General features: G+C 60.9%; 10 protein-coding genes and 1 CRISPR repeat array (1 of these 11 running past the window's edge). Of the genes, 2 read left to right on the top strand and 8 right to left on the bottom strand.

Annotated features, from left to right (window positions below; translation table 11 throughout):
* A CRISPR array of direct repeats spans positions 1-2,077; the repeat unit is 28 nt; unit sequence GTTTTCCCCGCCCACGCGGGGATGGTCC; it begins 797 nt to the left of the window's first position.
* A gap of 199 nt (positions 2,078-2,276) precedes the next feature.
* From cas2e to cas3, 8 genes are read right to left on the bottom strand one after another with little or no spacing between them, the layout of a single operon-like run.
* Entirely contained in the window at positions 2,277-2,618 is a 342-nt protein-coding gene (gene cas2e / locus JIM94_RS10890) for a type I-E CRISPR-associated endoribonuclease Cas2e (protein ID WP_200250149.1), read from the bottom strand.
* A gap of 5 nt (positions 2,619-2,623) precedes the next feature.
* Positions 2,624-3,592, bottom strand: a complete 969-nt coding sequence (cas1e, locus tag JIM94_RS10895) for a type I-E CRISPR-associated endonuclease Cas1e (protein WP_200250139.1) — start codon at positions 3,590-3,592, stop codon at positions 2,624-2,626.
* A gap of 3 nt (positions 3,593-3,595) precedes the next feature.
* The gene (cas6e, locus tag JIM94_RS10900; protein WP_200250128.1) at positions 3,596-4,267 is read right to left on the bottom strand and encodes a type I-E CRISPR-associated protein Cas6/Cse3/CasE; all 672 of its coding nucleotides are present in this window, start codon (positions 4,265-4,267) and stop codon (positions 3,596-3,598) included.
* Positions 4,264-4,989 carry a type I-E CRISPR-associated protein Cas5/CasD gene (gene cas5e / locus JIM94_RS10905; protein ID WP_200250109.1) on the bottom strand — a complete coding sequence of 242 codons (726 nt, stop codon included), beginning with the start codon at positions 4,987-4,989 and terminating at the stop codon, positions 4,264-4,266. Before cas5e ends, cas6e begins: the two co-directional genes overlap by 4 nt.
* On the bottom strand, positions 4,986-6,134 hold the full coding sequence (gene cas7e, locus JIM94_RS10910; protein ID WP_200250107.1) for a type I-E CRISPR-associated protein Cas7/Cse4/CasC: 1,149 nt from the start codon (positions 6,132-6,134) through the stop codon (positions 4,986-4,988). Before cas7e ends, cas5e begins: the two co-directional genes overlap by 4 nt.
* 29 nt (positions 6,135-6,163) lie before the next feature.
* Entirely contained in the window at positions 6,164-6,802 is a 639-nt protein-coding gene (gene casB / locus JIM94_RS10915) for a type I-E CRISPR-associated protein Cse2/CasB (protein WP_200250098.1), read from the bottom strand.
* Complete coding sequence (gene casA, locus JIM94_RS10920; RefSeq protein WP_200250089.1) at positions 6,799-8,445, bottom strand: type I-E CRISPR-associated protein Cse1/CasA; 1,647 nt, start codon at positions 8,443-8,445, stop codon at positions 6,799-6,801. The genes casB and casA overlap by 4 nt, the downstream gene beginning before the upstream one ends.
* Before the next feature lie 7 nt (positions 8,446-8,452).
* Positions 8,453-11,377 carry a CRISPR-associated helicase Cas3' gene (gene cas3, locus JIM94_RS10925; protein WP_200250082.1) on the bottom strand — a complete coding sequence of 975 codons (2,925 nt, stop codon included), beginning with the start codon at positions 11,375-11,377 and terminating at the stop codon, positions 8,453-8,455.
* Between the two features lie 282 nt (positions 11,378-11,659).
* On the opposite strand from cas3, the gene JIM94_RS10930 reads away from it, so the two are divergent.
* Together JIM94_RS10930 and JIM94_RS10935 are read left to right on the top strand one after the other, a co-directional pair.
* Positions 11,660-12,226: a nicotinamidase gene (locus JIM94_RS10930; RefSeq protein WP_272493964.1), complete on the top strand. Its 567-nt coding sequence runs from the start codon at positions 11,660-11,662 to the stop codon at positions 12,224-12,226.
* A 511-nt stretch (positions 12,227-12,737) separates the two neighbouring features.
* A partial coding sequence (locus JIM94_RS10935; protein ID WP_248703014.1) for a Cys-Gln thioester bond-forming surface protein occupies positions 12,738-13,848 on the top strand: 1,111 nt, incomplete at its 3' end.

Below are 13,848 nucleotides of genomic sequence, written 5' to 3' on the forward strand. Positions count from 1 at the left end.
CCGAGGTTTTCCCCGCCCACGCGGGGATGGTCCATCACCACCAAGGACACCCCATGAAAAGCCCCGGTTTTCCCCGCCCACGCGGGGATGGTCCATCTCACGGTCCATCGTGATAGCCCTCGTCACCGTTTTCCCCGCCCACGCGGGGATGGTCCGACCGCGATGGTGCCCGCGACGTTCCGCGGGAAGTTTTCCCCGCCCACGCGGGGATGGTCCTGGCCCGGCCACACCGTCCACGTCGAAGGCCAAGTTTTCCCCGCCCACGCGGGGATGGTCCCGCCGCCGCCCAGGTGAAGACCCGCGAGGATCTGTTTTCCCCGCCCACGCGGGGATGGTCCGGACCACCACTTTCCGGCGGCGTATCCGCTGAGGTTTTCCCCGCCCACGCGGGGATGGTCCGCCGCGGCACGCCGAGCCACTGCCCGACCTCGCGTTTTCCCCGCCCACGCGGGGATGGTCCTGTCCCGGGATCCGGGATCCAGCCCCGGCCGTGGTTTTCCCCGCCCACGCGGGGATGGTCCATCAGCTGGCGGAGTCCACGGTCGTGGATGTCGGTTTTCCCCGCCCACGCGGGGATGGTCCATCCAACGTCCAACAGCTCGCGTCAGCGCTGATCGTTTTCCCCGCCCACGCGGGGATGGTCCCTTCGCCGGTCGCTGAGGCAGGCCGGTGAGGATGGTTTTCCCCGCCCACGCGGGGATGGTCCGGCCGTCGAGATCCTCGAGTCGGGGACGTCCTCCGTTTTCCCCGCCCACGCGGGGATGGTCCTCGACGAGGCTGTCTTCGGATACCGGGCGACCCTGTTTTCCCCGCCCACGCGGGGATGGTCCCACGCCTAGCCGGACGGTCGCGGGGTCCCGCCAGGTTTTCCCCGCCCACGCGGGGATGGTCCCCCGGACGAAGGGATGTGCGTCGTGATCCACCCGGTTTTCCCCGCCCACGCGGGGATGGTCCGACGCCGATTCGACGCCGATTCGACGCCGTAAGACGCTGCTTCAAGTTTTCCCCGCCCACGCGGGGATGGTCCCACGACTGAAATCACTCTGCCGTTGGCCACGGTGGTTTTCCCCGCCCATGCGGGGATGGTCCCAAGAAGTACACGAGTGATCCGCAGGCGATGCTGTTTTCCCCGCCCACGCGGGGATGGTCCCCCGCGTCCGCTGAGTGGCCCGGCTTTGCGGCCGTTTTCCCCGCCCACGCGGGGATGGTCCCATGGCCGAGTTCGTGGGCGAGCGTGGAGATCCGTTTTCCCCGCCCACGCGGGGATGGTCCCCCGGAATCTGCTACCCATACGGCGCGGCCCTGGTTTTCCCCGCCCACGCGGGGATGGTCCCTCCGGCGGCTCGGGCTCGATGCGGTGGGCCTCAGTTTTCCCCGCCCACGCGGGGATGGTCCCGCCGCACCGATACAGAAAGAAGAAGATATGACGTTTTCCCCGCCCACGCGGGGATGGTCCCGTGGGGACCTCGGAGCCGTCGGGGAGCATGAGGGTTTTCCCCGCCCACGCGGGGATGGTCCGTAGACGACCGGCTGCGTGGAGATCACCGCAGGAGTTTTCCCCGCCCACGCGGGGATGGTCCACACCGATATGCGGGTGTAGGCGCCTAAGATTCGGGTTTTCCCCGCCCACGCGGGGATGGTCCCTCACTCAGCCGGGCCTGCGCGTTCGAGTAGGTGGTTTTCCTCGCCCACGCGGGGATGGTCCGTGAACGGACTTGATCCCGCATGATGGAACAGCAGTTTTCCCCGCCCACGCGGGGATGGTCCCAACACCGCACTCACAGCCGCCGCCATGTTCACCGTTTTCCCCGCCCACGCGGGGATGGTCCGGAAAACCGCAGTGATCTCTGAGGTATCGCACACGTTTTCCCCGCCCACGCGGGGATGGTCCGAAGCTTGCTCGTGCTCGTGAGGACGCGGACGCTGTTTTCCCCGCCCACGCGGGGATGGTCCCACCGGCCCGGGGTCCGATACGCCGCACATCGTGGTTTTCCCCGCCCACGCGGGGATGGTCCCTCCACGGCGCGCTTCGCGTAGGCGATGACCTTCGTTTTCCCCGCCTACGCGGGGATGGTCCTTCGACAGCTAAGTTATGGTGCATCGCTGGCTGGTTTCCCGTACGGGTGGGATGGGGCGGGTTTTGCGTGTGCCAAGTGTGTCGGTGAGTGTCGTTTTTCTCGCTGGCACGGGGTAGTGCCGTGCACGTTGGGGTGTTTTTGAAGGCTTGCCGGTTATATCGCCGGTGGGTGTGTTCTTGTTTTGAGGGGGGAGATGCGTTATCGGCGTGCTCTTCTGCGTCGGGATGCGTTGGACCAGCCTCTGGGTGATCTGGTGGTTTTCTTTGTGGAGGGGCGCATGATCAGTTGCAGACCCTCTAGGTCGGTTGTCGCCCATTCGTGATTGTGCATGAGGATCGAGAATCCTTGTTCTGTGGACTGGTCCGGGTATGTCATTATTGCCCGGCCATTTGTTATTTCAGCGAGGATGATGTCCCAGATTTTCTCTCGTAGGCGTGCGTTGACTTTTCCGACGTAGACACCGCTGGAAACTTCGATCAACCAGCGGGTCAAATAGCCTCTCAGTGAGGGTGGGCAGGAGGACAGTATGATGGTGATCATCGGTTTTATGGTTCTTCGCCGTAGTTTGTCCCCGCTTCGACGGATTTCAACTTGTCGTCCCACAGTTCAACTACCGCGGGATGATCGGGGCCATCGTTGCCCTCGTCATCTTCCGGGGCGAGGAGATTGTTTATGTCGTGGACGATGCGTGTGAGTATCTTCTTCTCCTTGAAGAGGTCCCGGCATTTTCTTCTTATCTCGGATGTGAGGATGTCTGCTGTAATTTCCTCCTTGTTTAATTGTGATACGGCCTCAAAGGCCACCGGTATGGTTACCTCCGCCTTGTAGAGGTCGGCTATGTCGTAGACGAAGCTCCTGTCATGTCCCTTGTGTACAAATCCGAGGCCTGCGGAACATCCGAGTGCGACGATGGCCGAGTGAACGACGCCGTACAGGGAAGCGTGTGCTGCGGACAGCGCCTGGTTGATGTCGTCACCCGAAAGGAAATCATCGGGGTTGTACTGTCGTTTCGACCAGACGACGCCGGTATTTTCGGAGCATCGTCGGTACACGTCCCGCACGCGTGCACCTTCTCTGCCGCGGAGTTGCTGCATGGTGAGGCCCCTGGTTGATTCACCGTGGAACCGCATCTCATACATTTTCCGGGCGACGTGAAGACGGCTGCGGGTGTTGGAGACCAGCGCCGCCTGACGCTCCAGAAGGCGGGTGGATCGGCCCAGGGGCCGACCGTGGGCGTAGTACCGGACCCCGTTTTCCCCGCACCAGACGATGCTCGTGCCACTGTCTGCGGCGACGAGCATCGCCTGGTGTGTCACTCTGGTCCCCGGTCCGAGCATCAGCACACCCAGTGCTGAACTCGGTATGTGGAGGGTGCCTTCCTGGGTGGTGGCGGTCAGTGCGCCATCGTCTCTGCCGATCGTGCAGTGTTCGAGATAGATGAACGTTATCCGGTCAACTGCGCGGGCTAGTTCCGATGAGCGGGTTGGTTTGCCGACTCCGAGTCCTCGTGCCATCGTCTATCCTGCTGGTGCGAGTGTGAGAAGCCCCATTCCGAACCCTTTTGCGCGGCCGATTCCGTCGGTGAGGGTTTTTCGGAGTTGGTCGGCGTCGGTGACGGTGAGGATGCCGTCATACTGTGCGGTGGCCAGGGTGACGGTTCGTTGTTCCCGGTGGAATCGTCGCAGAGCGCTGTTCGTGATCTGGAACGTGGGTTTCACGTCGGGGTCGGCGCCCGGATCCGGGATTGAGACCGAGAATCCACGTTTCTCCGCGCGTTTGATGAGCCATTCCTGCTGGCCTTTCGCATCCAGTATCCCGAGCTGCTTCCGTCCACGATTCTCGGTTCGAAGTGTGGTGCTGGAATTGGCGGTGAGTCTGAAGCGGTAGGAGGAGCCCGTCTGTATCCGGTTGAGGAACGGATCGTATCGTGCGGTTTCCCATGATGTCTGGTTCTCCCAGCCGGCCTGTTCCTGGAGGTGGGTGAATGACGGTTGATCTCGACTGACGATCAGGAGACTGATCGCGTGGTCAGATCGGTCGATGCGCCACAGGACACGATGGTTGCCGTCGGAGGTGAGGTCAGGCGGGAAGCAACTCATCACGGCGGCGTGCATTTTCCACGGGTTGTTGAGGAGGTCCGTCGTTCCGCGTCGTCGCGGATGAAGGTTCATGCGGGACAGGTAACTCATCCTTCACCTCTCAGGAGGAGCATCGGGTCGTGTGTCGTCTGTGCGTTGTCGTTGACGCTGAAGGGTTCCGTGAACCCGTGGACGACTCCGCGCATGTCGTGGGCCCGGGCGTGGTCACTAAAACTGCGGGGGGTGTCTCGAATGAGTTCATCGAATTTTTCACCGGGTAACGCATCGCGGTTGTAGTGGAGTCTGACGGGTTCGCTGAGGGAACTGATGTGGGTTTTGCTTGCGATCCACCGGTGTTCTCTCAGTACCCGGTCAAGGGGGTTCTCCTCAATTCCGAGGAACACTCTCTTGCCGGGTGGGCAGGATCTGCGTCCGAGGAAGAGCGGGTACACCGGTGCGCGGAGGGCCTCGGATATTTCCGTTATCTGATCGTCCGGCCCCTCGAGCGCGGCGAGGAACACCGCGTCGGACAGGTAGTCACGGTGGGTGAGTGGTTTGGATGCTTTATTTAGCGCTGTTCCCTTGTCGACCATTCTCCAGTCGATTTCCGTCTGGAAGTCAGTGATGATTCTGCCTGGTTGGTCGATGCGTGTTCCGAAACGGAGTGACGCAAGGTCGTCGACGGGTTCGTCGCGTGATCGGCCCAGAGCGGCGGCGACCAGTCCTATGACTCCACTTTTCGTCGGGTGATCGAGGGTTCTGCGGTGTTTGAAACGACTCTCACTTCCCCATGCCTGTAGCGGGCCCGCGAGTTGTAGTACGGCGACCGTCATTCCTGGCTCCCGAGCCGCGTTTTGACGGAGTCGACCGCGAACTGCATGATCTCCCGGAAATCACCGGAAGTACCGTATTCGTCCAGTGCTTTCTTCGCGGGTTCGGTGGCTGCGGATCCGGAGACGACGTAGCGGACGGCGAGAGGCTCAGTGCCGTAGGTACGGTCATCCTCGGTGGCGTGTTCCGCCAGCTTGATGGCGGCTTTCTCCCCGTACCCGGAAGTGGACCTGATGGCGTCTTCGAAGGCTCCGACGAAGTTCACCGGCTGGTCTTCGCGGAGCGACACCATGATGAGTTCGGGGCGGGTGCGGTTGCCGAAGGTGTTCTGTTTACCGGTGGGCATGGACAGGGTGAAGCAGGCGATGAACGCTTCAACGGCGCGGCAGGCGGCGTCGAGAGAACCGAGCTGTTCGACGAGTGCGGGTACGTTGATCGTGGCGTAGCGGTAGAGGGTGGATGACGTGAACTCGACGGTTCCGATCATTTCCGCTGCAGCGGTGTCGGCGGTCTTATTGTCGTCGCTGGCGGTGAAGTAGTCGAATTCGGTGATGGCGGGATGGACCGACAGCGCGTGGGCGACCTGGCAGGTTGCATCCGAGTTCAGTTCGGGAGCGTCCGTGATCATCCTGCCGAACAGGGCGATGTCGATGGAACGGTCGTTGGTGACCGCGGCCTGTGCCGCTTTTTTGGTGACGGCTTTGCCCGAGTCGTGTGAGTCGAGACCGAGACGCGCGAGGCTGGTGATCTGACGGCGGGAGAGGAAGAGCAGGTACCCCGTCACCGGAGTGGTTTTCTGGTTCTCGTCTTTTTTGGCCTTGGGTTCCTTGACCTTGATTCCGGAGGCGGTCAGGGTTTTCACGGCGAGATCGGTGGCGACGTTCTTCTCGATGTCGGGCCGGAGCTCCCGGATTTTCGTGGCGATCTGATTGACGGCGACGACGGTGCGCTCGCCGAGCTCGTCGGTGTTGAGGTGGTTCTTGAAATTGGCCCGTGCGGCGCGTTTCCAGGCCTGGCTGGAGACCCGGGAGCGTCGGACACCTCCGTAGAAGGCCGTTTTCGGGCTTCCGGTGTCGTCCCGGTTGATGCAGGACGGTGGCACGGACTGGATGATGTGGATGTCGAGGTAGAGATTCTGGGATGTCATGGGATTGCCTTTCGGGTGTCTGTCGGGGATCAGGAGTTGTGTGTGGTTACCGTGTGGTGGAGCTGCCGGCCCCATCTGAGTCGGACGCCGGGGGCACTGTCGGCGAACTGGAGGTCGTAGAGGTCGACGGTGAACTGTCCGTAGTCGAGGGGGATGTCGTGCGCCCGGAACTGTTGGACCAGGCTGCGTGCGTGATGTCGTGTCGCCTCAAACGTCTGGGCGGTCGCCAGCGCGCGGAACCTGCGCAGGGTCGACTGCTCGAATGCGTCTGTGTTTGAGGGGGCGGCGAGACGCCGGACAGCGTCGCCGAACCCTGTGGGGCGCCTGTTTTTTGTTTCTTCGTCGAACATCGGGATGTGCATGGGGCGGTCCCGTCGGGACTGCTGGTGGATGCCGTAGAGGCCGAACGCGGTGTAGACGGCTCTTTCCGCGTAGTTCGGTTCGGTGTATCTGCTGTCGCTCCCGGAAAGTCCTGAGAGGACGAGGGGCCACATGTCGGGCATGTCACCCAACTCTCGTGTCGTGCTTGCCCGCATGAGGGCGAGCTGCGCTTTGGCGCGGCTTTCCTCGCTCAGGTAGCGACTCTGTATGTCAGATAGCTGGCGGTTCATCTTGGCCTTCAACTTTTGTCGCGTTGAAGTCTGCTGTGGAGGTTTGTTGTCGGTCATGTGTTGTCCTCGTTCGGTGTTTCATCGGGTGGAGGGGCGGCTGTCTCCGGTTTCTCGCGTGGGAGGATCTTGTTGACGGCCGCGATGAATCGTGCGTGGGCCAGTGGCGCGGTGTAGACGTGTCCGTCGTGTTCTCTTCCGGTCCATGCGTTCTCACCTGCATTCACAACGAGGTCCTCGGCCAGTCCGAGAGCGAGTTTCCGTAGCGATGAGGCCCAGACGGTGCCTTCGACGGTGGGATCGGACTGCCCGGTGATGCCTGTGAGCCAGGTACGGAACATCGGGTCCACCTGACTGAAGTACTGGGCACTCGCATGGGCCCGTTGGCCGTCCGGGGATCCTCCCGCCGCGACGGCGAGGTTTCCCGCGAGATTCGTGTATTCTCTGCCGATCTGTGTGGCTCGTTCGACCGCGGAGAGCACGAGCCCCTGGAGGTTCTGCGCGTCGGCGGAGGCCAGTTCGCTGGAGAGCCGCAGTGAGTCGTGCAGGATGGTGTCGATCACTGAACTCTTCGACCCGTATTCGATACTGACGACGTCGAGGACGATGCGGTAGGCGGGGGGAAGGATTCCGTTTGCCAGTTTGCCGACCCACGCGACGTTGCGGGGAGGGATGAATCGGCGGACCTTGGTTTTGTTGAGCCCCACGACCATCCCCGGATTCGGGTGGGGGAGCAGCGTCTCCAGACCCCGCCACATGGTCTGGCCACGGTTGAGGGTTCGTGGCATGTAGATCGTTCGCTTCGCCTTCTTCGACTGCGGCTCCGAGTACCGGAAGGCGGTCATGGTCTCGTTCTGGAGCTGTTCCGTGTAGGCGACGGGATCGCCGTTGCAGACCAGTGCTCCGGTGACCAGTCCGTTTTCCACATGAAGCCGGATTCGACGTTGCGGCCAGGTGAACAACGCCACCTGCCCGGGGGGCCGTACGTTGGATCGGGGGCCCGAGGGGAGCGGCGGTTCCTCCCACAGGGGAAGATCCTCGGCTTCCGGGGCATGATCGGCGATCAGGTTGAGGAGAAGGGTCTCGAGCAGTGTTCCGCCGACGACAGTTGTCCCACCGAGCCACCCGCACCATCCGGTGCCCATCGGATAGCCCCGTCCCCCTTTCACTCTCGGGTCATCGCATTGGCCGGATTTGATCCCTGAATAGTCCCACGAGTTCGTGTGGATCAACCAGCGTGCGCCTTCCGCCAGGGAGATCGGGGAGGTGGGGTCTGAACGGGTGAACAGTGCTCCTTCTCCGGGGCTGTCCGGAATGATGACGGAGAGGTCTTTCCAGTTTCCGGACGTCGTGCGGAGATCAGGGGCCTGGAGGAACGGATGGGCCGGATCGCAGAGGTCGAACCGCTGGTACCAGGTATCGAGGTACTCGTCCACCAGCTCGATGTCGAGACTCTTCAGGTCCCACATCTGCTTCCAGTGGTCCAGGGGTCCCTGCTGGAGTTCCTCCCTGAACGCACGGTAGAGGATCGCGAGAAGTGTGCGGAGAATGGCGAAATCCGTCGTGGGGAGTTCGCTGCTCAACTGCCGGTACTCGCCCGCTGAACGGAAAAGCTTCCGTATTCCCACCTCCTCCACTTTCCCGGCGTTGTCCAGTACTTTTATCCAGGGTTCGTCGATGAGGTTGAATGAAGATCTGCTCATGGTATCGTCATTCTCCTTTTTCTCCGGAACTGTATTTTTTTATCTCTATTCCTGTTTTCATGTCGTACCATATCTTATATTGGTTGATGTGTGTTGTTAGGTTCTCGTCGAGAATGAGGGGGAGTTGCCCTTTTAGCCAGTGGGATTTCTGCCAGACATCTATGTAATTGTCTTCCAACGTAACAAGAACATCGTCTCCCAGCTTACCTTTTGAAAGGAAAGCGGGGAGTGTCACGGTGCATGTCGCGATACTTCTCGCCAATTCGTCATCGACACCGGCTATCGCGTTGACCACCCGGCCTCCGTGCTCGCCGATCCAGGGGAGGGATATCAGATTTCCGTCCTGTTCCTGGATGACGATGACCTCATATGTCGAGTCAGCGTCCCGCACCTGCGGAACCCCGCGCTTTCTGTCTCCGGGTTCTTCGTCGCTGACAGTCGCCCATCCGATGGTGTCCCCGCGTGTCGGGGGAGCGACCAGGAAAGTTCCCGCCCTTTCCCTGCTGTCCCTGTGTTCTTGATCCTCCTTGTCATGGGCGCTTGTCCAGGCTTCCCTCCATGAGTCCGGGACGTCGAGTGACCGTGAGTATGCGGCGTCGACAAGACCGCTCACATGATCAGGTGAGGTGATGACGGGGCCGTGGCGGAGAAGAGTGATGACTGTCCGCAGCAGAGACGCCGCTCCATATACGCGCACGGAACCTACGGGAAAAACCGGTGGTTCACCGGGTAATTCAGAACTACCGAAATCCACTCCTGTTACCCCGGAAATGTGCAGCGTTGCGGATCGTAAATTGGCCGGTCTCCCATTGTTGTTCCTTGCGTGTCGGTGCATTCGCCCGGCTCTCTGAATCAACAGATCCAAGGGGGCCAGATCTGAGATGAGTGCATCAAAGTCGATGTCGAGAGATTGTTCTATCACCTGAGTGGCGACAACAATCAGGCGGTTCGGTCTTTCTCCGCCTGGTCCAAGAAGGTGGAGGAGTTTCTTTTCCCTCTCACGTCGGTCCACCGCGAGAAACCTGGAATGGAGGAGAAAGACCTCTTCTTCGGGAAGTGCGCCCGACAGTGACCTGAATATCTCCTGTGCCCGAGAAACTGTGTTCGCGACTATCCCGACGCATCCACCGCTACGGGTCATGTCCAGTGCTTCACGTGCGATGCTTGCCGGTGATTCGCCCGTGGAACGGATGGTGAAGGTCCTCGTACGGCCGGAAGGAGGAGGAGTGAGGACCGACAATGAGCCGCCTGAGACTGTCGAGATAGCCGGATATCCGGTGACCTCGCTGGCCTGCTTCCGGATCGCCGCCTCCGGGTCGGACTTCGGTTTTCTTCTCCGTGCGCGGCGTTCCGCGAAACTCATCGACCGGGTCACCGCGGGAACTGAGCTGCGTTGGCCCCTCGCGTATGCCGTGCACATCTCGGCCCGTCGGGCGGGGGACAGTGTGGCGGAAAGGGCGATGACCGTGGTGCCCGCAGCTGCAAGCCACTCCAGTACCCTGTCGAGATAGACGGCCATATAAGTGTCCGCCGAGTGCACCTCGTCCAGGATCACGACCTTCCCACTCAGTCCGAGGTGCCGGAGCATGACATGTTTCGACGCGAGTGCGGCGAAAAGGACCTGGTCGATGGTGCCCACGCTGAAATCCGCGAGGGCAGCTTTCTTACGTCCCCGCAACCACCAGTGTGCGGAGATCCTGCTGCATCCGTCGCCGTGCCCGGTGTCCTCGGCATCATCGTAGATCGGGTGAAGACGATCCCGACCTTCCATCAGTCCGCGGTACTCGTCATTGAATTGAGCACGTGAATGGCAGAGCACAGCCGATGTTTCCTCGCCGTCGGGAACCCCACGCGTCAGCCAGTCCAGGATCCTCGGGAAGATGCCGTCACTTGTCGCGCACGTCGGCAGCGCGACGACCGCTCCGCCGTAGCCGAACCGTGACGCGACGATCTCCGCAGCCGCCAGAGCCGCCTCCGTCTTTCCTTCCCCCGTTGGGGCTTCGACCAGAATGAGGCCGGGGGTTTCCATGTCGGTGGCTGCCTTCATGGCCGCCAGTTGGGTGGTTCTCGGTGTCGATCCGCGGGGCAGATTGAAACGGGACGCGAAGAGTTCCTCCGTATCCCGGACATCCTCCGGGGACCAGGGGCCGGGAAGTGCGAGGGCCCGCAAGGCCCGTTCTGTGCGTGCCTTTCGATCGGTGACGGAGGCCAGTGGAAACAGATCGGCGTTCGAGGCGATCCAGTCGCAGACGATGATGAAACCGGTCAGGACATGGAGGGCGGATTGAGTCGGAGTACAGAAGGCGAGGGTCTCCAGTTCGGGGTCAGAGAGACCCGCGGTTGCTGCCGCACGATTCCACCAGGACATGCGATCTCCGTTCCAGTGGAGATGGCTTTCGTTCGCGTACGCGGAAACGGTGGTGGGCAGGCGGGTCTCATCCGGATAGATACCGTGATGGCCGCCGACAACCCCCGCAAGGGCTTTCGCGCCCGGGTTTCCCCAGACCCCGGTCTTTGCCTCGAACCACTGGAGCAGACTCAGGTAGCTGATGACAGAGTGTGGGGCACCGCGTCGATCCATGGCAGAGAGCGGCAGAAAGGATGCCCCAGCGGTCCGCATCCTCTGTGCGAGTGTCTCAACCTGCATGGCAAAAGCTGAGGAGTGTTTGCCGATGTCATGGCCGGCTGCCAGAAAAACCGCCGTTTTCCTGGCGAGAAGTTCCGTGCCCACCGATTTCGCGACAGAATGCCGGGTCGCAGGTGACAGCCAGGTATCCCACATGGCGTCCGCCACAGAGGCAGTGTCATCAAGGTGCACGTAGAGGGGGAGCATCTCGGTGCTTTCGCCGCCGTATGCCCGGGGAGACTTTGCCCAGGCACTTCTGAGAGGTTCAGGCGGCGGAGGTTGTGGATGAAAGACGCTCTGCATCATTGTTGCTCCTGTCCCGTTCTGCTGGTTTCTCGCTCTGTCACCACAATGCCAAACGGGTGGGACATGATCACGGGACGTCATCGAACACGTGTTCTTTTCGGGGTTCCCTCGGTTTTGTCGGATGGTCCTCGGTAAGGAGGTCCTGGAGCGGGGAAGGTCTCGTCAGGGACCTTCTTTCGTGCCTGTTTGCATGCTCTCGTCCCGGAAACGGCGGGGCTGACGGTAGTGGGAGTGCGGCTCTAGAATCGGGGAAACTGTCCGACGGTCGTCCGAAAGCGGGATCTGATGCGAGCACTCGTTGTTGTCGATGTCCAGAATGACTTCTGTCCGGGAGGGGCCCTGGCGACGGAGCGCGGTGACATGGTCGCCGAGGGGATAGCGGACCTCATTCGTGATCCGGCCGCCGGGTACGGGGCGATCGTCGCCACGCAGGACTGGCATATCGACCCGGGCGAGCACTTCTCCGGGAGTCCCGACTTCGTTGATTCCTGGCCGATCCACTGCGTCGTGGGAACCGGTGGTGCGGAACTCCACCCGGCGATCAAGGATGAAGCCTTCGACGAGATCTTTCGGAAAGGGGAGTACTCCGCCGCGTACTCCGGCTTCGAGGGACATGCTGCCGGAGACGAAACTGTGACTATGACGACCTGGCTCCGTTTTCGTCACGTTACGGATGTCGACGTCGTGGGCATCGCCACCGACCACTGCGTGAAAGCAACTGTCCTGGACGCCCTCCGGGAGGGATTTGGGGTGCGGGTGCTGCCCGAACTCTGCTCCCCGGTCACCGTCGACACCGGAGAACAGGCACTGCGGGAGATGGAGTCTGCGGGAGCCCGGGTGGGACGCTGATTCTTCCGGTGTCGATCGGGGGGTCGGGGGTGGCTGTGGAAGTTTCTCAGGAACTTCTCTGTCTGGCGATAAATTATAAGTTTGCAGCCCTATGACTCTCAGGTTTTGATGTCGGTCGGCGGGTGGCATGTGACGTTCTAGACAGGGTTAAAAATGCCGAACATCACAAGGTTCCACAAATGGCCTAAATCTATCTTTTTGTGCAGCTAGAACGTGTTTATTGGAGGTGCTGGCGGGGTGGCGTGGGGGTGTCGGTGAGTAAAGTGTGCCCCACTAAAAACTTTCCTTCCCCGTAAACATTGTTCGCCGCATGCTTTCCTTCCGGGCATCCAGGGGGGTATTAGCTGTACTGAACCTTAAAACCCGCCTAATCTGATACATGGAAAACTGTCACTCGGGCGATGGCTAACCACGTTAGGTCCCAGTATTTGGGTCTGCTCCACGTGGCGGGATCGCCTTGGTAGGAAAGGAAAGTTTTATAGTGTTAAAAACGAAACCAGTCGGTAGGGGGGTGGCCCTCCTTCTCGCCTTGGTACTCATGGCGTACGGATTTGTGGTGCCCAGCCCTGCGGCTCTTGCCGCCGAGGATGGTGGAACGACGGGGAGAGGCAACATCTCCAGTACCGATCCGTTCAAGATTCTGTCCAATGACGGATTCAGCCCCAAGCAGGTTAAGGGGTATGCGGTCCGAGGTAGAATCATCGGAGGTGACATTCCCGAGGGGTTCCGTCAGGTCAGTCAGAGTGCTCACCTCACAAAGGTTCAGCTACCTGACGGTACGGTGATCAATGCATACTGCATTAACCGTCCGGTGAATGTCCGTGGCGGTGCCGACTACGACCTCTCGGTCTTCGAGAATGAGAAGGCGGACTGGATACCTGCTGCAAACGGGGACAAGATCCGTCGGGTGGTGGACAAGGGCTATCCCAATGTCACCGTTGAGACGCTCATGGCGGCTGCGGGAATCGGCGGATTTATTGACAGTGACAATAACCGTCGGCGGGAAGCCCTGACAGCCACCCAGGCTGCAATCTGGCACTACACCGAGAATCTCGACGTCAAGTGGAGCGGATCCGACGACTGGAACATGTCCAGGTTCGGAGGCCCCCAGCAGCGGGATCGTATGAAGAAAATGTACGATTACCTGCTGAAGGTCGCTGAGGAATCGCCGAAAAAAGTTCTTGACTTCGAACTGAAGATTGACCCCGAAGCCGCCAGTGGTAAGAGTAACTCCAACATCGGGCCTTTCACGGTTTCGACGAATGGTGATGAGGCAACCCTCGAGCTGGTCAATCCGCCCGCTGGTGTCGTCCTGTACAAGAACTCCTCTCCCCTTGAGCCTGCCGGAACCACAACCGCAGTTTCCAATGGTGACGAATTCTTCGTACACGTTCCGGCGGGAACTCCCGACGGCTCCGTCACTCTTTCACTTTCAGGTGTCTCCGAAGTACCTGCCGGCACGATCGTCAGTGACCGACTGGGAGTCAACTACAAGTACCCGGACAAGAACAACAAGCTCCGTGGTCCCTTTGGTCAGCAGCTCGTGATCTCTGACGGCGGCGGTGCAATTGCGATGGTGACCACCGCCGAAGCAACCTGGGAAGGTGAGGAGGCGCCGATTG

It is taken from the genome of Corynebacterium pygosceleis (genome assembly GCF_016595275.2).
In the GTDB taxonomy this organism is placed as follows: domain Bacteria; phylum Actinomycetota; class Actinomycetes; order Mycobacteriales; family Mycobacteriaceae; genus Corynebacterium; species Corynebacterium pygosceleis.